Origin of the sequence: Saccharibacillus qingshengii, assembly GCF_013185195.1 — a bacterium.
Lineage (GTDB): Bacteria > Bacillota > Bacilli > Paenibacillales > Paenibacillaceae > Saccharibacillus > Saccharibacillus qingshengii.
The window spans coordinates 99,044-119,489 of record NZ_JAAZWC010000013.1; the positions used below are offsets into that span (position 1 = coordinate 99,044).

Consider the following 20,446-nt stretch of genomic DNA (forward strand, 5'->3'; position numbering starts at 1 on the left):
TATGCAGTTAATGATCGTCGACGACGAAATCCACTGGGTCGACAATCTGGCCATGAACAAACCCTGGGACACGCTCGGGATCGAGGTGGTACACCGAGCCTATTCCGCGCGCGAAGCGCTGGAACTGATCGAGATCCATCCGATCGATATTGTCATCTCCGATATTCTGATGCCCGAAATGAACGGGATCGAATTGATCGGGAAGATCCGCGAGCGGGACCGGAAGATCAAATGCATCATGCTGTCGGGTCATTCCGACTTCGAATATGCCAAACAGGCAATTCGCCATAACGCCGTCGATTATCTGCTCAAGCCGCCAAGCGATGCGGATCTGCTCGCCACCGTCGGTTCGGCGATCTCCCAGCTGAACGCCGAGTGGGAGATGGTCAGTTCGCTGGAACGGACCAATTATGCCCTGCGCGAGAATCTTCCGCTGCTCCGCGGTCAGCTCTTGCTGGACGCATTGGACGGACAGCGGATGCCGGCCGAAGAATGGGAGCGTAAACTCCACAACTACGGACTGCCTTTTACGGTAGGGCCTTCTGCGCTGCTGCTTGTCCGTATGGAAGAAGAATTCGGCCGATACCGCAACAACGGTCAGCCGCTGATCGAATATGCGATTATCAATATGGCCGAAGAAGTGATGGGGGAATTCCTGGAAGTCTGGGGGGTCAAAGAGGAACACGGCTATCTGGCCTTCCTGCTCCAGTTCAAGGAGGAAGCGCCGCCTGGACGCGAAGGCCTGCTCGAGAAGCTGTCGATCCAGCTGCAGTCCAAGGTCAAGCAGTTTCTCAAAGGCTCGCTGTCGATCGTCATGACCGATTCGTTCGAATTTCCGGAAGAACTGCCGGACGCTTTCCGGCGGGCAACCGCTTATTTTCGCCAGATCGTCGGAGACGAGCGGGAATTCGTCATGCGTCTCAGCGAACCGGCAGGACCGCAGGAGCAGGGCGCACTCCGTTCGTTGTACCTGCCGCCTTCGCTTGAGAACCTGCTTGAAGCCGGACGCTGGGACGAAGCCTGGGAGAAACTGCAGGCCGTCTTCGATGAACTGGACAGCAGCTGGTCGGAGTCGTGGGAACACTGTATGGAAGCCGGTTTTCTGATTGCGTCTTCGTATACCAATCTGGCGCATCGCGGCGGCCATACGCTGGAAAGTCTGCTGGGCAGCGAGATCGAACCGCTGCAGCGGGGAGAAGTATTCGCTTCGATCGCCCGGCTGCGCAGATGGTCGCTCGAAGCGCTGCGTCTGCTCAAGGAAGGCACATCAAGCGAAGTCAAAGACAGCCGGTCGCTGTATGTGCGCAAGGTGCAGGCTTTTGCCGACAAAAACCTGCATCTTGACGTCTCGCTGCGCGCATTGGCCGATCATGTCAATTTGCATCCTACCCATCTCTCCAAGATCTACAAGATCGAGACGGGCGAAGGAATCAGCGATTATGTAGCCAATCTGCGGATGGAACGCGCCTGCTACAAACTCAAATCGACCGACAAAAAAGTGTACGAAATCGGGCTGGAGATCGGCTATATGGACCCCGCGTATTTTATCAAAGTATTCAAACGCCATTTCGGCATGACCCCGCAGGATTATCGGGACTCGGGCAAATAACGTGACAAAATCCTATCCGGCCTAACAAACTCATATAGATGCCTTCCTGCAAAAGTTGGTACAGTAACGGATGTAAGGTAGCGGTTACAAGTCAACGGGGGGGATTAAGCAATGAAAAAAATCCGGAATGCCTGGAAAATTCTTGCGGTCGCAAGTCTGTTCACAGTCAGCGCCTGCAGCGGCGCATCAGACGGAGGCAAGACCAAAGACGGAGCACCTGTCGAGACGGAAACGGCGGCAGCCGCGTTCAAAGCGGGTAAATACGATCCGCCGATCGAGATCAGCAGCGTATTGATGCCGAAGAAGTATGTGCAGGGCGATACCAAAGAAAACAACGTCCACGATCGCTGGATGCTGGATACGCTCGGGATCAAACACAAAGATACCTGGTACCCGGCAAATGACGACCAGTACAGACAAAAACTTCAGCTGGCTGTCGCTTCGGGAGAAAAACTGCCCGATTTCGTACCCGTCCCAACCAACCCGGTTCTGACGAACCAACTGATCGAATCCGGCCAGTTCATGCCGATCGACGAACTGTTCGACAAGTACGCCAACAAGATTCTCAAAGATCACTCGGCCGAACATCCCGAGCTGTGGTATCCGTTCACGAAAGACGGCAAAAAGTACAATATGCCGATCCTCGAATACACGGATAACGACAATACCGAGCTGTGGCTGCGCGAAGACTGGATGGAGAAACTGAACCTTGAAGCTCCAAAAACGATCGCCGATCTTGAAGTCATCATGGATAAATTCAAAAACGAGAACCCGGACGGCTTGTCCCCGGACAAAGTATTCCCGCTGGCAATCTCGCTCAAAAACAATACGAACACCTGGATGGGCTCGCTCGACTGGCTGTTCGGAGCCTACGGAACGATTGAAGAGCAGTGGAACAAAGACGCGGACGGCAACCTGGAATACGGTTCCATCAACCCGGGTTCCAAAGAAGCTCTCGCGAAACTGCAGGAATGGATGAACAAAGGGTATATCCACGCCGACTCCGCGCTGTGGGACGAGTCGAAAGCGGCCGAGAGCTGGACCAAAGGCACGGCGGGCATTCTGCCCGGCGCGAACTGGGTACCGGACTGGCCGGCTCCCGATCTGCTCAAAGCCGTGCCGGGATCCAAGTATAAAGCCTATCCGGTTCCTGCCGGACCGGACGGCAAGATCGGAACCAAATGGCAGAACTCCGGCGTCAATGCAAGTATCATGATCAACAAAGATGCGGCGCATCCGGAAGCCATTTTCCTGTACTACAACTACCTGCTCGACAATCTCGCGGATCCAAAAGCGGGCAGCGATTACGAGTACGGTTTTGCCAAAGGATACGACTGGGATGTCGTTGACGGCAAACCGACCAGCAACAAAGACAAAATTCCGAATTTCTCCAACGAGTTCCCGTTCCTGACGGGTCCGGCTCGTATTCCGAATCTTTACATGCAAACGCTGGTCAAACTGGCGGACGGCGAAGAAGCGGTAACGCCTTACGAGAAACAAATGGCCGAGTTCCGCAAACCGGAAAACTGGTACGCGGCAAAAGTCGTCATGTCCCAAGCGGACGTGCGCAAACAGAACTACTTCACCGGAGCGGCTACGCCGACCATGATCTCGAAGTGGAATCTGCTGCGTCAATCCGAGATGGAGACGTTCAACAAAATCATTTACGGCAAACTTCCGATCGACGCATTTGACGAATTCGTGGCCAGTTGGAAATCCAACGGCGGCGAACAGGTCACCAAGGAAGTCAACGAATGGTACAAATCGGTTTCTTCGGCGCAGTAACACGCAGCTTGGAAACCTTCCTCCGAAAAGGAGAATCGAAAGACCGGATACCGCCGCTGCGGTATCCGGTCTTTTTTTTGCCGATTTTGTCTGCTCCGGCGGCAGCGTGTACAATAAAAACGGCGAAAGACCGGGCAGAACGAAGTTCCGGAAATTTATTTGCAGCATGCGCAGGGGCAGTCCTTGGCGGCTGCGTCTATTGGACGGGAGAGGGGGAGAGCACGATTGACGAACAGGAAATGATCCGCGGAATTCTGCGCGGCGACCGCGACGCTTTTCGCGAACTCGTCGACACGTACAGGCAGCCCATATTTCGTATTGCCTTCTCGGTACTGCGCAGCGAGAAGGATGCCGAAGACGTCGCGCAGGAAGTATTTATCCAAATTCATAAATCGCTCCCCGATTACCGTTCCCAAGGCTTCAAGACCTGGATCTCCCGTATTGCGATGAACAAGGCGATCGATTTCAAACGCAAGCAGAATCGGCAGCGCGAAGATTTGTACGATTCCGAACCCGCTCTCCTAAAAGTGGTATCGGGAGACGAAGCGCCGCTCAGCCGTATTTTGCGCGAGGAACAGTCGGAAGAAATGCGCAGACGTCTGGAAGAAATGCCTCAGGGACATCGCGATGTGATCGAAGCTTTTTATTTTCAAGGCAAAAATTACGAACAAATATCGGCGGAATTGGACGTTACGGTCAAGACCGTCGAATCGAAATTGTACCGGGCGCGAATGTGGATTCGTCAGCACTGGCAGGAGGAGGAATGGCGATGAACGAGTTCGAACGACACGGACCGCAAGACTGGATGCGTTATGTTCGGGGCACGCTGGCCGAACCGATGAGAGAACGCCTGGAGAGTCTGCTGCTGCAAGGTGATGAGCAGGCTTTCGGCCAATATCTGGCGGCGCTCGAGAATGTGGGCGGGGAACTGCCGGGTCTTGCCGACGAAGAAGCATTCAGCGAACGGGTTATGGCTTTGATTCCGGAATCTGCCGACCCTGCGGGTACCGGTCGCTTCGGCCGCAAATGGAGCGAGCCGATCTTCCTGTATACGGTTGCCGCTGCCGCCGCGCTGCTGCTGACGTTCAGCGGAACGTTCGATCGGCTCGGCGAGCAGGCGGCCAAAGCGGCGGACGAAGCGGGCAAAATGTCGTACAGTCAACGGCTGACGGACGGAGCATCCACTTGGTTGGGCGGCTTCAAAGCGAAAGGGGAAAGCAATCATGAATCGACAACGAAGTAAATTGGCGGCACTGCTGCTGAATCTGGTACCCGGACTTGGCCATGCTTACTGGGGCAAAAAATCAAAAGGTTTCATCTATTTTATGCTTCCCTTTTTCCTGCTGGGAGCAGGAGGTCTGCTGACGTCTTTGGCCAATGATGAAACGCCGGCGATCGTCGGTGCCGTCATGACGGTGATCGTCTGGTGTATCAGCATGTTCGATATGCTTGTGGCGGTACTGAGCCGTCCCGCGGAGCCGAACGTGCCGCCGGGATATTACGGGCATGGTCCTGCCGGGCCGTACAATGCTTATCCGGGTCACCCGGGTTACGCGGCGCATCCTAACGGCATGGCGCCTCCCGGTTCGGGAGCAGGAATGGAGCATGGAGAAGCGCACGCGGGATTCGGAACCGACGAAGACCCCGGCTACGACCCTTACGCTCCTTATCCTCCGATCGGAGACGGACGGATGCTGCGGGAGAAAGATTATTTCTCCGACGTCCAGCGTTTTTGCACCGTTATTCTCAGCTTCGTACCGGGGCTCGGCCATCTGTACATGGGTTTGGTCCAGCGCGGCGTATCGTTCCTGGCCGCTTTCTTCGGCCTGACTACCGCCCTGATCTTCCTGACCGCTTTTACCGGCGAAGAAACGTTCCTGATGTTTCTTGGGGTCCTTCCGATCATCTGGATTTACGGGATGTTTGATGCCGTGCAGTTGGCCGGACGCAAAAGCCGCGGGGAAGAACCGCGCGACTTCTCGCTTATTGAACGATGGGATATGGGACGCGACGGCGGCGGCAAAAGCCGGACCATGGGCTTGATGCTGGCGATCGTACCGGGAGCGGCACATATGTACTTGGGGCTGATGAAACGCGGCGCACAGCTGATGATTTTGTTTTTCGGCAGCTTGTATGTCCTTGATGTTCTCGGTTTGTCGCTGTTCTTGTTCCTGGTGCCGCTGATCTGGTTCTACGCCTTTTTCGACGCGCTTCAGCAGGTTGGCCGCTATGGAAGAGAACCGCTGGCCGATAAGCCTTTGCTTGAAAACTTCGACGCGAACCGGGGCTGGATGGGTGTGTTACTGGTTGCGCTGGGATTGTATTATGTGCTCAAAACGATCGTCATGCCGTTTATCGACCTCTATCTGCCGTCCTTGGGATTCCTGCACGATCTCGAACCGTATGTCCGTAATACCGTCGTGGCGCTGCTGTTGATCGGAGGCGGAATCAAGCTGATGAGTTCGGGCCGCCGGTTCAAGATCTGAATCAAGATCTGAGCGGGCAAAAATCTGCAGCTTGAAGAGGTCAGGGCGCAAGCTTTCGCACGAGATTTCGCACGGGATAAAAATGCGTTTAAAAAAGTCCGCCTGCACAAGAGCCGAAGCTCTGTACAGGCGGACTTTTGACTGGGAATCAAGCGGGTCAATCTTGGGCGAGGCGGGGAAGCTGGTTCTCCAGATCCTGTCCCATTTCGGCGGAACGTTCCGCGCAGCGTTGGGCGGCCCGGATCACGGCGCCAAAAAAGTCGCTTTCGTCGAGCTTGGCGATCGCCGCTTGGGTCGCCCCGTTCGGCGAAGTCACTTTGCGGCGCAGTTCGGCCGGTTCTTCGCCGGTCTGGCGAACCATCTGGGAAGCGCCGAGTACGGTCTGCACGGTCATCTCGCGGGCTTGTTCGCGGGTAAGACCGCCGAGTACGGCCGCTTCGATCAGCGCTTCCATCATGTAGTAGACATAGGCCGGACCGCTGCCGGAAATACCGGTCAGCGCATCGATTTTGTCTTCTTCGGTCTCGATGACCGTACCGACGGCTTCGAACAGCAGGCGCGCCGTGCGGCGCTGATCTTCGGACAATCCGTCCGAGAAGCTGACGCCGGTCACGCCCAGGCCGATCGAACTCGACGTATTGGGCATCGTGCGGACGACAGGCTGCTCCGGCCGATTCAGCAGACTGCGAAGCGTCGCGATCGACAGACCCGCGATCATGGACACCACCAGCGTATGCGGGCCGATCAGCGTGCCGAGCTGCTGCAGCGCTTCGGCGGCGTCTTTGGGCTTCATGGCCAGAATGACGACGGGGAAGGTGCGCAGAACACGTTCTTTTTCCGCGGGATCGTTGGTTCCGGGCGTGCCGTAACGCTGTTCAAGCTGTTGAAGTTTGGCCGTATCGCTCCGGTTCAGAAACATGATCTGCGAAGGGGCGATAACCGCTCGGGCAATCAGGCCGCGGGCGACGGCTTCGGCCATCGACCCGGCTCCGAAAAAACAAACGCGGTCTTCGATCAGCATACGGGTTTGGGTCATCAGGGATTCATCCTTTCGTGATAAAGCGGAAGTAGGGAAAAGGGAACGTGTACAGCCGATCAGGTGCGGATCTGCCCGGTTCCGTAGACACGGTATTTGGTCGAAGTCAGCGCCGGAAGCCCCATCGGTCCGCGGGCATGCAGCTTTTGCGTACTGATACCGATCTCCGCGCCGAAGCCGAATTCGAACCCGTCGGTAAAGCGTGTGGAGGCATTATGATACACAGCGGCGGCATCCACTTCATTCAGGAAGCGGACAGCAAGGACTTCGTTTTCGGTCACGATACATTCGGAATGTTTCGTGCCGAAGCGCGCGATATGGGCAGCGGCTTCTTCAAGCCCGTCCACGATCTTGATATTCAGAATATAGTCGTTGTACTCCGTGCCGTAGTCTTCATCCGAAGCAAGTTTGGCTTCCGGGATAAGGGCCAGCGTCCGTCGGTCGCCCCGAAGTTCGACGTTAAGTTCGAGCAGACGATCCGCCAAGGCGCGCAGTTCCCGCTTCGCAAAGTCTTCGTGTACGATAAGCGTCTCCATCGAATTGCAGACGGAAGGGCGCTGCACTTTGGCATTGATCGCAATCTCGGCGGCCATAACCGCATTCGCCGAAGCATCGATATACGTATGGCAGACGCCGGCGCCGGTCTCGATGACCGGGACTGTCGCGTTGCGGACAACGTTGTCGATCAGCGAACGGCCGCCTCGCGGAATAATGACATCAAGCAGTCCGTTCAGCTTGAGCATCTCGTCGACCGAAGAACGGGAAGCGTCTTCGATCACCTGCAGGGCGTCCGGCGGAAGCGCCGTTTCGGCCAACGCCGCACGCAGCACTTCGGCAATACGCCGATTGGTGGACAGCGCGGCCGAGCCGCCTCTGAGCACAACGGCGTTGCCGGTCTTGAGGCAGAGCGCGGCCGCGTCGACCGTTACGTTCGGTCTGGCTTCGTAGACGATGCCGATCACGCCGAGCGGCACGCTCACTTTTTCGATCCGCAGTCCGTTCGGCCGTTCGATCCGCTCCAGCACGGCACCGGTCGGATCGGGCAGATCGGCGACCAATTTGAGCGCGTCGGCAATCGAAGCGATCCGGGTTTCGTTCAGCATCAGCCGGTCAAGCAGCGACTCGCTCGTTCCGCCTGCGCGGCCGCGTTCCAGGTCTTCCCGGTTGGCTTCGATCAGCGAAGCGGCCTGCGCATTCAGCGCATCGGCCATCGCCAGCAGAGCCGCGTTCTTCTCTTCGGTAGACAGCGAAGCCATCCGGCTTGCAGCTGCCGCAGCTAAGGCGGCTTTGGTGCGTACCTCGCTTTGTACGCCGTCGGCGCCCGGTGAACCTCCTGTCCGGTCTTGGGGTTCGTTTAGGTTTGTGTTCGTCATCTTCGTTTCCTCCCGGTATTCGTTTTGGGGCCTTGGCAGACCCAGTGACGCTTTGGCACTCAGCCGAGCGAGATCCATTCGTCCCGGTGAATCGCTTCAAGCCGGTGCAGCCCGTTCAGCCGTTCGAGGACTTGGGGTCCAGGCAGGCCGCAGACGCGCTGCAGATCTTCCATATCGTAATTGACGACGCCTCGGCCCACGATATCGCCGGCCGGTCCGCGAACTTCGACAACATCGCCCGTATGGAATTGTCCTTCCACTGCGGTGATCCCGACCGGCAGGAGGCTGCGGCCTTCTTCGGCGAGTGCGCGTTTGGCGCCGGCATCGACGATCAGCGCGCCCAGCGGCCGGGACAGATATCCGAGCCACTGCTTTTTGACGGACATGGCGGACAGCAGCGTCGTGAAATGGGTGCCGCGGCCTCCACCGTTCGCGGCTGCCGCCAGATCGCCGGATTCGTCGGCACGTCCGACAAACACCGGCACGCCGCCGCGGGTCGCGATCCGGGCGGCGTCGAGTTTGGATCTCATGCCTCCGGTACCGACGCTGCTGCCGCTGCCGCCGGCCATCCGGTAAATTTCTTCGCTGATTTCGCCGATCGTCTCGTATTTGACAGCGCCCGGGTCATGCCGCGGATCGGCGCTGTACAGCCCGTCCGTATCGGTAAGGATGACGAGACGCTCCGCTTTGACCAGATTGGCGACCAGTGCCGACAGCGTATCATTGTCGCCAAACTTCAATTCGTCGACCGAGACCGTATCGTTTTCGTTGAAGATCGGCAGAATGCCCCGTTCAAGCAGTTCTTCTATCGTCATAACGGCGCTGCCGATCCGTTTGCGGCTGTGAAAGTCTGTGCGCGTCAGCAGAATCTGGGCAGCTACATGACCGTGCTCGGCCAGCGCTTCCTGATACGCGCGCATCAGCAGCGCTTGTCCCACGGCGGCCGAAGCCTGCTTTTCGTGCAGTTTCTTCGGCCGCTCCGGATAACCGATCGCCCGGAATCCGGCTGCGACCGCACCGGACGTAACGAGCAGCGGCTGGAAGCCGCGCCGGTACAATCCGGCCAGCTCGCCTGCGAAGTAGGCGACCGCTGCGCCGTTCAATCCGCCCTGACTTCCCGTGAGCGAACTGCTGCCTATTTTGACTACGATGCGTTTTTGCATGAATTCTCCTTCTTTCTGCGGGCAGGAACAATAAAAAGGCTTCCGTCCAGGCGCAGCTCATGCTGCGCAAAGGACGAAAGCCGGATCTGTGCTTCCGCGGTACCACCTTGATTGACGGCCGGAGCCGTCCCACTTGAACCCCGATAACGGAAGGGAACCGTCCGGGCTTGTGGCCCGGATCGCTCGGAGGTAGGATTCGGAAAAGTCCGACCGTGAATTCTCGCAGCCAGGGCCGAAGATCGAAACCGACAGGTTGGAATTCCGGAACCGGATCCGCCCGATCGCATACTCACATGCGAACAGGTTCTCCGGAACGAAAATCCAGGCGGCAGATTCAATATCGTTCCATGGAATTCACTCTCTGTAAGGCGGGTGTTTTCGTACTGGCCCCGTCATTGCGGTGTGACATTTGGTTTTTCCTAGAATAGCACGGAGAACCGCGTTTGTAAAAGGCGGAATTCGCGAACGTTCAGGCCGTACCGGGCCGCCCGGTTCAGGAACGTTCCAGGCGCTGCATGGTTGCGCGCAGCGTTTCGATAAAGGCTTCCGCCGCTTTGGACAGCGAACGGCCTTTGCGGTAGGCGATGACTAGGGTGCGGTAAGGCACCGGACCGGCCAAAGGCAGGTAGACCGGCAGCAGCTCGCTGCGTTTGGAGCGGGAGACGAACCGGGGCACAAGCGTTACGCCCATCCCGGCAGCTACGAGCGACTGCAGCGTCTCCATATTGCTGCTCTCGAACACCACCTGAGGTTCGTAGCCCGCCTGACGGCACAGATCGAGCACCATTTTGCGAAACCCCTGTCCCTGTTTCAAAATAATGAACGGCTCATGCTCAAGCTCGCGCATATCGATGCCCGAAGCGGGAGACGTACCCGAGAGTTGGGCCAACCGGTGATTCGGAGGAACCGCCAGATCGATCGGCTCGTCGGCGATCCATTCGTAGTCCAGCGTCGGTTCATTTAAAGGGAGGGACAGCAGGCTGATATCGGTTTTGCCGCCCGCGGTCAGCCGTTCGAGATTTTGCGAAGTGTCTTCGAGCAGCGTGACGTCGATGCCGGGGTAGCCATCCCGAAACGCCGGCAGCACGTGCGGAAGCAGGTGGGAGCCGGTCGTCGGCATGCTGCCGACGGTAATTCGCCCTTTGCGCAGCTGCGAAATGTCTTCCATCTCGACTCGCAGCAGATCCATCTCGTCGACGATGCGCTGCGCGCGCTTCATAAACTCGCGTCCCGCATGCGTCAGCTGAACGGTGCTCGTGTTGCGCTGAAACAGCAGCACGCCGAGTTCTTTTTCCAATTTGGAGAGCTGCTGGCTCAGCGAAGGCTGGGCGATATGCAGTTTCTCCGCCGCGCGCGAAAAATTCCGCTCGGCGGCGATCATGAGCGCGTATTGAAGCTGTCTCAATTCCATGTCGGGATTCTCCTTCGGGGCGAGGGTTCGAGCCGTCTCTTTTTTGTCCGCTTGGGACTTGTCCGTTTCATTTTACCGCTGCCCGGCAGGATTCGTCTATAGGTAAAACCTATTAGGATTATAGTTATTATATCTTGGAACAATGAGACAACTCCATGTTATATTTAACCCACTAACAAAACCTGGCCTTGATACTCGTGAAACGGGCCGGTTTGAATCCAGCAGCGGGGTGAACGAGATGAGCAAAAAAACGATGTATGAAAAGATCTGGGAAAATCACGTGATTCATCAAGAAGAAGGCAAGCCGTCTATCATCTATATCGATCTTCATTTGGTGCATGAAGTCACATCGCCGCAGGCATTCGAAGGTCTTCGGCTCAGCAACCGCCAAGTCCGCCGTCCGGACCGCACGTTCGCGACGATGGATCATAACGTACCGACAACGGATCGCTTCAATATCAAAGATCCGATTTCCAAGCAGCAGATCGACACGCTGTCGCAAAACTGCAAAGACTTCGGCGTCAAACTGTTCGACCTCGACACGATCGACCAGGGCGTCGTACACGTCATGGGACCGGAGCTGGGCCTGACCCATCCGGGCAAAACGATCGTCTGCGGAGACAGCCATACCTCTACGCACGGGGCGTTCGGCGCTTTGTCGTTCGGGATCGGCACCAGCGAAGTCGAGCACGTTCTGGCGACGCAGTGTCTGCAGCAGGGCAGATCCAAGACGATGGAAGTCCGTTTTATCGGCAATCGCAAACCGGGCGTCACGGCCAAGGACATGATTCTGGGCGTTATCGCCAAGTATGGCACGGACTTCGCCACAGGCTACGTGCTGGAATATACGGGCGAGTCGATCCGCAGCCTGACGATGGAAGAGCGGATGACGGTCTGCAACATGTCGATCGAAGGCGGAGCGAGAGCGGGACTGATCGCACCGGACGAAACGACGTTCGAGCATATCCGGGGACGCCAGTATGCGCCTCAAGGCGAAGCGTTCGAAGCGGCGGTAGCCGATTGGAAAAAACTCGTGACGGACGAAGGCGCACAGTATGACCGCGTCGTCGAATTCGATGTCGATTCCCTCATTCCTCAGGTGACCTGGGGAACCAGCCCGGGTATGGGCGCGGATATCGATTCGGTCGTGCCGAATCCGGCCGACTTTACGACCGAGAACGAACGCCGGGCCGCCGAGAAAGCGCTGGAATATATGGATCTGGTTCCGGGAACCCGGATGTCCGATATTCCGATCGATTACGTCTTTATCGGTTCCTGCACCAACGGACGGATCGAAGACCTGCGCGCCGCAGCCGAAATTGCCAAAGGCTACAAGGTGGCGGACCAGGTCACGGCGATCGTCGTGCCGGGTTCCGGCCGCGTCAAGCTTCAGGCGGAAGAAGAAGGCCTGGACGCGATCTTCCGCGAAGCGGGCTTCGAATGGCGCGAAGCGGGATGCAGCATGTGTCTGGCGATGAACCCGGACGTTCTGCAGCCTGGACAGCGCTGCGCTTCGACTTCGAACCGCAACTTCGAAGGCCGTCAGGGCCGCGGAGGACGTACGCATCTGGTATCGCCGGCCATGGCCGCCGCAGCCGCGATTCAGGGACATTTTACCGACGTACGCGACTGGACATTCAAGACCGAAGTCGTCAGCTGACCAATCTCCGGAAAGAAGGGACTTATTATGGAAGAATTCAAACAATTAAACGGACTCGTCGCCCCGGTCGATCGGGTCAATGTCGACACGGATGCCATCATTCCCAAGCAGTTTCTCAAACGCATCGAACGGACGGGTTTCGGCCAGTTTCTGTTTTTCGAATGGCGTTTTGACCAAGAAGGAAATGAGAATCCTGCGTTCGAGATGAACAAGCCGCGTTATGAAGGGGCCGAAGTGCTGATCTCCCGTGCCAACTTCGGCTGCGGATCGTCGCGCGAACACGCGCCGTGGGCTATTCTGGACTACGGATTCCGTGTGGTGATCGCGCCGTCGTTCGCCGACATTTTCTACAACAACTGTTTCAAGAACGGCATTCTGCCGATCCAGCTGTCCGAAGAACAGGTTCAGGATCTGTTCTCCCGTACGGCCGAGCATGAAGCCTACCGTCTGAACGTCAATCTGGAAGAGAAAACGTTGACCGACGCTTACGGTCTGCGGATCGACTTCGACCTGGACGAACACCGCCGCCAATTCCTGCTTCAAGGATTGGACGATATCGGACTGACGCTGCAGCATGAATCCGATATCTCCGCATACGAAGCCAAACGCGCCGAACGGGCATACGTCTGACAGGAAACCGGCTGACCGCCGAAGCGTTCGTTTTTCGAGAAGCGCCGCCTGCTTATCCAGCAGTGCGGCGCTTTTTTGCGTGCGATTTAACCGGGGATCAAGAAGGCCAAGAAGGAAACGGCGGCGAAATCTGTAACGGATTCGAGAAAAATCATTGATTTTTTTGAAAAAAACGTTGGAAAGAGAGCCAAATCTGCCGATAGAAAAATGAGGGGAAGGAAAGGTGAGCCGTATGTCAACCATAAAGGGCTTTCGCCGGGGATGGATCCGGCTGGCGGCGCTGCTTGCGTTTGCTGCCGTATTCCTGATTCCGCACTCCGGTTTCGCTGCCGCGCCTGCGACCAAAATCGTCTTGAATGCCCGGGAGTTGACGGAGGCCAAGGATGTGATGACCGTCGGGAATATCACGATGGTGCCGATCCGGGTCGTATCCGAAGAGCTCTGGTACAAAGTCGGCTGGAACAAGCAGCGGCAGCGGATCACGATCGGAGAAGGATCGGACCGACTGGTGCTGACCCTCGGAGAGACATCGGCCGAAGCCGGCCCCGTAAGCGTTTCGCTGCAGCAGCCTCCGTTCGTCAAATCGAACACCACCTATGTTCCGCTGCGCTTTGTCGGAACGCAGATGGGACTTGAGGTGAAGTGGGATGCACCGAACCGGACCGTTTATCTGACGAACGAAGAGCCGGCCGAGCAGCCGGTTCCGGAAGAAGTTCCGGGCGCGCAGCCTCCGTCCGCTTCGGTGCAGCAGATCAGTTTCGCGGACGGACGGCTGTCCGTGCTGCTGGACGGCGAATACTCGCCCGTAAGCTCGGTATTGACCGGGCCCGACCGGATTGTGGTGGATCTGCCCGATACGACGCTTGGAAGCGGATTCGTCCAGGGGCTTCCGGGAGCGGGCAATCAAGGTTCGATCGAGACGCAGGGGCAGGCCGGGATCACAGGCGTTCGTTTCTCGCTGTTCAGCCGCTCGCCGTCTTTGGTCCGGATCGTGATCGACCTGGAGCGGCCTTCCGATTACAAGATCTATAGTCAGGGTCAGGTTCTGTTCGTGGAACCGGCCCAAACCGGCGATACCCCGCCAGGCAAGCCGGATTCCGCAAGCCTGGTCCCCGAAGTCGGAGATGCCGGCCGCCGGGTAATCGTCGTGGACGCGGGACACGGGGGCAAGCAGACCGGTGCGGTGGGCGTAGGAGGCGTGCTGGAAAAAGACCTCAATCTGGCGATGGCACTCAAAGTCGAAGCCCAGCTGAAACGGTTGGCCGGAGTCGATATCGTGATGACCCGCAGCGACGATACGACCTTGTCGCTGCAAGGACGCGTCGATATCGCCGAAAGCGTACATGCGGATGCGTTCGTGTCTATTCACGGCAACAGCATGCCGATCGGTTCGCCGCCTACAAGCGGTACGGAAACGCTGTATTCACGCCCCGACAGCCAGGTTTTTGCCGAAACGATGCAAAGACATGTACTCGAAGCGACCGGTCTCCGCAGCCGGGGGGCGAGAACGCAAAGTCTTCATGTCACCCGGGAGACGACCATGCCGGCAGTCCTGGTCGAAACGGGATTTATGAGTCCCGGAGGGGATATCGAGCAGATGATCGACGAAAATTGGCAGGACAAAGTAGCCGCATCGATCGCTGCGGGTATCGCGGAGTATCTCGGATTAAACGTGAATGGGTGACAAAACTGAAATAAATGCCGCAACTTTTCAAAAAAGGCCGCGTCTAAGCTAACGTGAGCAGCTGTTGGGATGTCAATGGTTCGGAATCGTCCGAAAAGCGTTTGGGAGCAAGCGCAGGTAGGACCGAAGTCCGACGAAAAAAGCGAAGAATTTAGAGGTGGATAATGAAAAAGTATGTTTTGATGACAGTGATGGCGGTCCTGATGCTGATGTTCTTGCTCCCGCATACGGGACAAGCGGCCTCGTCCGGAACCAAGATTATCTTGGACAACCGCGAGTTGGCCAACGCAGACGCGTTAACGGTCAGCCAAAGCACGATGGTGCCGATCCGGGTCGTATCCGAAGAACTGGGTTACAAAGTTCGGTGGAATCAATCGGCCCAGCAGGTGAGCATCGTCAGCGGTGCAGATACCGTTGTACTCACCATTAACCAGAAAACGGCCACGGCAAACGGGGCCCTCGTTTCTCTGACCCAGCCGGCCGTGGCACAGAACGAAACGACTTACGTACCGCTGCGCTTCGTCAGTTCGCAGCTTGGACTTCAAGTCAAATGGGAAAATGCCGCCAAAACCGTACACCTGTTTACACAGGGGAATCCGGCAGGCGGACAGATCGGAGCGACCACTCCCGGAACGACTCCAGGAGACTCGATGACGCCGGTAACTACGCCCGTAACGCCTTCGGCGGAAGTGAAAGCCATCAGCTTCAGCGACAACCGGCTGTTGATTTCGACCGACAAAGCGGTTACCGCGAAAGACTCCGTGCTGACGGGACCCAACCGGATCCTGATCGAACTTCCGAACACGAGATTCGGCTCGGCAATCGGCGGGAATCTCGCGGTGGGCGAGACCGGCACCCTTTCTTCCGTCAATGCGGAGAACGTGTCGCAAATCCGGTATTTCGTTCCGAAATCTTCGCCTAACAGCGTGCAGGTCGTGATCGATCTGAAGAGTGCCAATACCTACAAATTGTCGACCGAGGGAACTTCCTTGTTCGTGGCTCTCGATAAAGCGGCCGCGCCGACGACGAATGTGGGCGGAAACGGCAAAAAAGTGATCGTGATCGATGCCGGACATGGCGACCATGATCCGGGCGCGGTCGGCAACAGCCTGCGCGAGAAAGACGCCAATCTGGGCATCGCGCTCAAAGTCGAAGCCATTTTGAAAAAGAACCCGAAAGTCGATCTGGTGATGACGCGGAGCGACGACACGTTCCTCGAATTGAAAGAACGCGTTCGGGTGGCCCAAAATGTCAACGCCGACGTCTTTATCTCGATCCACAACAACAGCGGTTCGTCCGCAGCAAGCGGTACCGAAACGTACTACCAGCGTGCCAACAGCAAGACGCTGGCAACGACCCTGCACAAGTACATTCTCGAAGCGACCGGCTTCAAGGATCGCAAAGTGCAGTACGGCAATTTCCATGTCATTCGCGAGACGACAATGCCTGCGGCTCTGCTCGAAATCGGCTTCGTCAGCAACGCGGCGGAAGCGGCCCAGCTCAAAACGGATGCCTTCCAACAGCGTGTAGCCGAGGCGATTGCCAAAGGACTGCTCGAATATTTGGGACTATAGAATGAAAAAGGCCTCGGCGCCCCATGCGCCGGGGCCGATTGTTTGAACCGGCAGGAAAGCGAAGGGCCGACGGCGAATCTTTAAGGTTAGCGCTTGGCTCGCTTGTACATAAGAAAGGGGACAATAAATATGCAGCATATCAAATTCAACAAAATGGTTCCGGCCGTCCTGGCCGTCATGATGGGGGCAAGCGGAGGCTCTGTCGCTCTGGCGGCCGAGGTGCCGGCTTCTTCGGCAGCCGCGGCACCTTCGACAACGTCAGCGTCCGCGGCCGGCTTCAGCGATGTGAAGTCCGGATATTGGGCGGAGAAACACATTTATAAGCTTGCGGCGCAGGGCATTGTACTCGGGCAAAACGGCCAATTCAAGCCTGGCGACAATATTACCCGTCAGGAAGCAATCACGATGGCGATCCGTTTCGCCGGAGCGGAAAGCGGACTGGGCACGATCGAAACTTCGGTGCTTCCGGACAAGCTGACCGTCAACAATTACTTCAAACCTTATGTGGATCTGGCGCTGGAAAAAGGGCTGCTCAAGTCCGCGGAAGAAACCGATCTTGACGGCAAAGCCTGGGGAACGCAGCCGGCAAGCCGCGAATGGGTAACCAAAATTCTGGTCCGCGCCATCGGCAAAGAGTCCGAAGCGCTGTCTGCGGCGGCCGCTACGTCGTTTGCCGATAACGCCGATATTGCCAAAGCGAATCTCGGCTACGTCAGCACCGCCGTCAAACTCGGCATCGCACAAGGAATGGACAACAACAAGTTCAATCCGGGCGGTTCGGTTACGCGCGCACAGATGGCGACCTTCTTCAGCCGGGCCCAAAGTTACATAACGCCTGCCTATACCGGAACAACGAGGGGAATCGTGACGGCGCTGACCCCGAACTCCGTTACTTTGTATGCGGAAGGCAAAAGCGCCACCTATGCGCTGAGCGCTTCGACGCCTTATTTTGCTGCCGGTGCCGACACCCGCGTGCAGGCTTCCGAGCTGAAATTGTATACCCGGGTCATGGCGGCAGGCGCAAACGGCCAAGCCGCCTACGTCGAAATCGTCGATCCCAAAGCACAGGTGGAGACGATTACGGGAGAATTCGACCGTTTGACCGATAACCGTACGCTTTTCCTGAAAACGGCTTCCGATTATCCCAAATACGAGTATGACGCTTCGACCGTATTCCTGGATCAGAACGGCAGTCCGATCGATCCCAAGAACATCAGCGCGGGAAGCCGCGTGTCGCTGCTGAGAGAAACGTACTCCGGCGAAAATAAAATCCTGACGATTCAGATTACATCCGGCAATATCAGCAAAACCGATACGGGGACGGTCGCTGCCGTGGATACGGCTTCGGGCACGATTACGTTTGTCGGATCGGCCGGCGCATCGGAGACGTACAAATTCGATTCCGGATCGATTATCCGCTACGGCAACGAAATCATAGGCTTGTCCGATCTCAAAGCGGGCAGCAAAGTCCGTTATACGATCGAAAACAATGCCGTTCGTACCGTCGAAGTGACGGAAAGCGTCGAACGCACCTTGACCGCATCGCTGTACCAAACGTCTGCCGACGGGTCCACGCTGACTTACAAGACGGACGGAGGCGCACTTGAAGTCAAACTGCTTGCGGACAAAGCCGAAGTTATCATCGGAGGCAAAAGCGCTTCGCTGCAGGACCTGATTCCGGACAAAACGCAGGGAGACCGTGTGGAATTGACCCTGAACGGCAGCGGGGAAGTCACCCGCATCGTGGTCAAAAACCGGGAAGCGACCCAACTGTCGCTCGCGACGGTCAGTTCATACGACGCGGCTACGGGCGTGCTTGCGGTGATCGATACGGCGGGCAAACCGTATGCGTTCACGCTCGACGCCAACGCCAAGCTTGCCTACAACGTTCCCGCGCCGACGCTCAAAGGAATCGAGCCGCTGCTGATCAAAGGCCGCGGATTGAACCTGACAGCGGTAGGCAGCCGCCTGATCTCCCTCGAACTCGTCTATAAGTACGAAGGCACGGTTGAACAGGTGAATGCCGCAGCGCAGGCGGTTACATTGAAGCTGGACGACGGCACAAGCATCAAACTGCCTTACGGCACAACCGGTACGGTCGTGCAGGTATACGGAATCAGCGGCGCCACCATGGCGAATGTCAAAACGGGCGACCGGATCGTCGCTTCGCTCTACGCCGACCGCGTGGCGCTGCAGTCCGTAGCCGTTCAGACTACCCGGCAGTTCCGCGTCGTCGACACGACGCCGGGAAGCAGCCGCTTGAGCGTCGAACAGGGCGGAACAACCGCAAGCCTGTTCGTCGATAACAAAGCGATCTTCAACGCGCAGGGAGCCCAGATCGGATACGCCGGGCTGACGGCCGGCGCTTTGGTCGACGTGACGTTCAGCGGCCCGGAAGTATCCAAGGTCAAACTGTCCGACAGTATGCTCGGTACGATCCAGAGTATCGATCCGGCCGGTCGTTCCGTTACGCTGCTGACTTCGACAGGCGCCGCACGCACCTACTCCGGTGCCGTTTCGCCGCTCAACGTCAGCCAGAACGGATCGCTTGTATCCGGGCTGAGAACCCTGACGGCAGGGCAGCATGTACAGGCTGTCGTTCAGCCCGACGGTAGCACCACTTTCACGATATTCCAGGCCTTGAGCAAAACCTTTGCCAGATACGATGCCTTGACGCAGACGATCGTAGTCAAAATCACGCCGGGTTCCGCGGAGAACAACGTGTTCAAGGTGGCGCCGGAAGCATGGATTCATCAGGGAACGACGAATATCGGCGTGCAATCGCTCGTCGGAGATGATAAAATCGTATTGTATCTGAATAATAACGTCGTATACGAGCTAGTGAAGCAATAGATTTCGGCCCGGCGGCCCGCCGGGTTCGGCCAGGCCGGCTCGGCGCGGACAGCTACGTTCGCACCGGCCGGTTTGTCTTTGACATCGATTGTCTGTCCCTGCTCGTCCTTGCGGCGCGGGAAAAGGATTGAGCCATGACCAACGCGAAAGTCAGACATATCCTGGACACGATAGCCGGACTGTATCCGGATGCGCACTGCGAACTCGAACACAAGAACGCGTTCGAGCTGACGATTGCGGTACTGCTGTCGGCCCAATGCACGGATGCCACGGTGAATAAAGTGACCCGGGATCTGTTCCAAAAGTACCATACGCCGGCAGACTACCTTTCGGTCCCGCGCGAGGAACTGGAACAGGATATTCGCCGGATCGGGTTGTACCGCAACAAAGCCAAGCATATTCAAAGTCTTTGCGGGCTGCTGATCGAGCAGTACGGAGGCGAAATTCCGAGCGTGCACGACGAGCTGGTCAAGCTGCCCGGCGTAGGGCGCAAGACCGCAAACGTCGTGGTCTCCAACGCTTTTGGGGTCCCGGCTATTGCGGTCGACACCCATGTCGAGCGGGTATCCAAACGTCTCGGACTTGCGGCGCCGGAAGATTCCGTACTGGAAGTCGAAAAGAAGCTCATGAAAAAAGTGCCGAAAGACGAATGGACGCTTACGCACCACCGTCTGATTTTTTTCGGTCGGTATCACTGCAAGGCCCAGTCTCCGAACTGCCAGGTCTGTCCGCTGCTCGACGTCTGCAAAGAAGGCAAAAAGCGCATGAAGACGTCAACGGTGCGCAGAACCCGCAAATCGGGATAACCCGTTTTCGGAAAAGAGATCGACAAATTACACAAAAAGAGGATGGACAGCATGGAAAATATGGAAAACATGATGACAAACATGAAATGCGTAACGGTGTACACGAATGAGTTCGAGAAATTCTCGGATATCTTCGAACAGATTCTGGTCAGCGACATTCCGGAAAATGAAGATACGGAAATCGAAGGCGTAACGGTAGGCTGCGTCAACGAAATTCCGGAAGAATACATCGAGCAAATGCGCGTTAAACCGGAAGTGGTCGTTATGCGCGACAAAAAACGCGATATCACTATTTTGCAGCACGGCAAAATTTTTGAAATTTTCATTCCATCCGTCTAAGATCGGTGTAACGAAGCTGAAACGGAATTGAACCTGG

The 20,446-nt window shown here is 57.0% G+C and carries 16 protein-coding genes; 12 read left to right on the plus strand and 4 right to left on the minus strand.

Annotated features, from left to right (window positions below; translation table 11 throughout):
* Position 1: 1 nt before the first annotated feature.
* From HRQ60_RS13100 to HRQ60_RS13120, 5 genes are all read left to right on the plus strand, one after another.
* Positions 2 to 1,609, plus strand: a complete 1,608-nt coding sequence (locus HRQ60_RS13100) for a response regulator (protein WP_172196274.1) — start codon at positions 2 to 4, stop codon at positions 1,607 to 1,609.
* Positions 1,610 to 1,720: 111 nt separating this feature from the next.
* A complete protein-coding gene (locus HRQ60_RS13105; RefSeq protein ID WP_172196275.1) occupies positions 1,721 to 3,394 on the plus strand; it encodes a type 2 periplasmic-binding domain-containing protein in 1,674 nt (557 codons plus the stop codon).
* A gap of 239 nt (positions 3,395 to 3,633) precedes the next feature.
* Positions 3,634 to 4,167, plus strand: coding sequence for an RNA polymerase sigma factor (locus HRQ60_RS13110; protein WP_172196276.1), 534 nt, complete (start codon positions 3,634 to 3,636; stop codon positions 4,165 to 4,167).
* The gene (locus HRQ60_RS13115) at positions 4,164 to 4,637 is read left to right on the plus strand and encodes a hypothetical protein (protein ID WP_172196277.1); all 474 of its coding nucleotides are present in this window, start codon (positions 4,164 to 4,166) and stop codon (positions 4,635 to 4,637) included. The genes HRQ60_RS13110 and HRQ60_RS13115 overlap by 4 nt, the downstream gene beginning before the upstream one ends.
* Positions 4,618 to 5,880, plus strand: a complete 1,263-nt coding sequence (locus HRQ60_RS13120; protein WP_172196278.1) for a multi-tm2 domain protein — start codon at positions 4,618 to 4,620, stop codon at positions 5,878 to 5,880. Before HRQ60_RS13115 ends, HRQ60_RS13120 begins: the two co-directional genes overlap by 20 nt.
* A 157-nt stretch (positions 5,881 to 6,037) precedes the next feature.
* Here HRQ60_RS13120 and proC read toward each other — a convergent pair whose 3' ends face one another.
* The 4 genes from proC to HRQ60_RS13140 all read right to left on the minus strand — a co-directional run bounded on the left by proC (position 6,038) and on the right by HRQ60_RS13140 (position 10,863).
* Positions 6,038 to 6,916 carry a pyrroline-5-carboxylate reductase gene (proC, locus tag HRQ60_RS13125; protein ID WP_172196279.1) on the minus strand — a complete coding sequence of 293 codons (879 nt, stop codon included), beginning with the start codon at positions 6,914 to 6,916 and terminating at the stop codon, positions 6,038 to 6,040.
* A 59-nt stretch (positions 6,917 to 6,975) separates the two neighbouring features.
* A complete protein-coding gene (locus HRQ60_RS13130) occupies positions 6,976 to 8,289 on the minus strand; it encodes a glutamate-5-semialdehyde dehydrogenase (RefSeq protein WP_172196280.1) in 1,314 nt (437 codons plus the stop codon).
* Between the two features lie 59 nt (positions 8,290 to 8,348).
* Positions 8,349 to 9,452 carry a glutamate 5-kinase gene (gene proB / locus HRQ60_RS13135; protein WP_172196281.1) on the minus strand — a complete coding sequence of 368 codons (1,104 nt, stop codon included), beginning with the start codon at positions 9,450 to 9,452 and terminating at the stop codon, positions 8,349 to 8,351.
* Positions 9,453 to 9,945: 493 nt separating this feature from the next.
* Complete coding sequence (locus HRQ60_RS13140) at positions 9,946 to 10,863, minus strand: LysR family transcriptional regulator (RefSeq protein ID WP_172196282.1); 918 nt, start codon at positions 10,861 to 10,863, stop codon at positions 9,946 to 9,948.
* Positions 10,864 to 11,101: 238 nt separating this feature from the next.
* On the opposite strand from HRQ60_RS13140, the gene leuC reads away from it, so the two are divergent.
* The 7 genes from leuC to HRQ60_RS13175 all read left to right on the plus strand — a co-directional run bounded on the left by leuC (position 11,102) and on the right by HRQ60_RS13175 (position 20,409).
* Positions 11,102 to 12,523 (plus strand): 3-isopropylmalate dehydratase large subunit, encoded by a 1,422-nt coding sequence (leuC, locus tag HRQ60_RS13145; RefSeq protein ID WP_172196283.1) that lies wholly within the window; start codon positions 11,102 to 11,104, stop codon positions 12,521 to 12,523.
* A gap of 27 nt (positions 12,524 to 12,550) precedes the next feature.
* A complete protein-coding gene (gene leuD, locus HRQ60_RS13150; RefSeq protein WP_172196284.1) occupies positions 12,551 to 13,153 on the plus strand; it encodes a 3-isopropylmalate dehydratase small subunit in 603 nt (200 codons plus the stop codon).
* A 232-nt stretch (positions 13,154 to 13,385) separates the two neighbouring features.
* On the plus strand, positions 13,386 to 14,837 hold the full coding sequence (locus HRQ60_RS13155) for an N-acetylmuramoyl-L-alanine amidase family protein (protein ID WP_172196285.1): 1,452 nt from the start codon (positions 13,386 to 13,388) through the stop codon (positions 14,835 to 14,837).
* A gap of 164 nt (positions 14,838 to 15,001) precedes the next feature.
* Positions 15,002 to 16,411, plus strand: a complete 1,410-nt coding sequence (locus HRQ60_RS13160; protein WP_172196286.1) for an N-acetylmuramoyl-L-alanine amidase family protein — start codon at positions 15,002 to 15,004, stop codon at positions 16,409 to 16,411.
* A 129-nt stretch (positions 16,412 to 16,540) separates the two neighbouring features.
* Complete coding sequence (locus HRQ60_RS13165) at positions 16,541 to 19,264, plus strand: S-layer homology domain-containing protein (protein ID WP_172196287.1); 2,724 nt, start codon at positions 16,541 to 16,543, stop codon at positions 19,262 to 19,264.
* 134 nt (positions 19,265 to 19,398) lie between these two features.
* On the plus strand, positions 19,399 to 20,070 hold the full coding sequence (gene nth / locus HRQ60_RS13170; protein WP_172196288.1) for an endonuclease III: 672 nt from the start codon (positions 19,399 to 19,401) through the stop codon (positions 20,068 to 20,070).
* An 81-nt stretch (positions 20,071 to 20,151) separates the two neighbouring features.
* Positions 20,152 to 20,409 carry an NAD/NADP transhydrogenase alpha subunit gene (locus HRQ60_RS13175; protein ID WP_172196301.1) on the plus strand — a complete coding sequence of 86 codons (258 nt, stop codon included), beginning with the start codon at positions 20,152 to 20,154 and terminating at the stop codon, positions 20,407 to 20,409.
* The last annotated feature ends 37 nt before the right edge of the window (positions 20,410 to 20,446 follow it).

What these genes read in the sequence shown, in the direction of transcription:
- proB (WP_172196281.1), bottom strand. Translation starts at nt 9,452, where the DNA reads ATGCAAAAACGCATCGTAGTCAAAATAGGCAGCAGTTCGCTCACGGGA.
- HRQ60_RS13155 (WP_172196285.1), top strand. Translation starts at nt 13,386, where the DNA reads ATGTCAACCATAAAGGGCTTTCGCCGGGGATGGATCCGGCTGGCGGCG.
- HRQ60_RS13105 (WP_172196275.1), top strand. Translation starts at nt 1,721, where the DNA reads ATGAAAAAAATCCGGAATGCCTGGAAAATTCTTGCGGTCGCAAGTCTG.
- HRQ60_RS13160 (WP_172196286.1), top strand. Translation starts at nt 15,002, where the DNA reads ATGAAAAAGTATGTTTTGATGACAGTGATGGCGGTCCTGATGCTGATG.
- leuC (WP_172196283.1), top strand. Translation starts at nt 11,102, where the DNA reads ATGAGCAAAAAAACGATGTATGAAAAGATCTGGGAAAATCACGTGATT.
- HRQ60_RS13100 (WP_172196274.1), top strand. Translation starts at nt 2, where the DNA reads ATGCAGTTAATGATCGTCGACGACGAAATCCACTGGGTCGACAATCTG.
- HRQ60_RS13140 (WP_172196282.1), bottom strand. Translation starts at nt 10,863, where the DNA reads ATGGAATTGAGACAGCTTCAATACGCGCTCATGATCGCCGCCGAGCGG.
- HRQ60_RS13165 (WP_172196287.1), top strand. Translation starts at nt 16,541, where the DNA reads ATGCAGCATATCAAATTCAACAAAATGGTTCCGGCCGTCCTGGCCGTC.
- proC (WP_172196279.1), bottom strand. Translation starts at nt 6,916, where the DNA reads ATGACCCAAACCCGTATGCTGATCGAAGACCGCGTTTGTTTTTTCGGA.
- leuD (WP_172196284.1), top strand. Translation starts at nt 12,551, where the DNA reads ATGGAAGAATTCAAACAATTAAACGGACTCGTCGCCCCGGTCGATCGG.
- HRQ60_RS13175 (WP_172196301.1), top strand. Translation starts at nt 20,152, where the DNA reads ATGAAATGCGTAACGGTGTACACGAATGAGTTCGAGAAATTCTCGGAT.
- nth (WP_172196288.1), top strand. Translation starts at nt 19,399, where the DNA reads ATGACCAACGCGAAAGTCAGACATATCCTGGACACGATAGCCGGACTG.
- HRQ60_RS13120 (WP_172196278.1), top strand. Translation starts at nt 4,618, where the DNA reads ATGAATCGACAACGAAGTAAATTGGCGGCACTGCTGCTGAATCTGGTA.
- HRQ60_RS13130 (WP_172196280.1), bottom strand. Translation starts at nt 8,289, where the DNA reads ATGACGAACACAAACCTAAACGAACCCCAAGACCGGACAGGAGGTTCA.
- HRQ60_RS13115 (WP_172196277.1), top strand. Translation starts at nt 4,164, where the DNA reads ATGAACGAGTTCGAACGACACGGACCGCAAGACTGGATGCGTTATGTT.
- HRQ60_RS13110 (WP_172196276.1), top strand. Translation starts at nt 3,634, where the DNA reads ATGATCCGCGGAATTCTGCGCGGCGACCGCGACGCTTTTCGCGAACTC.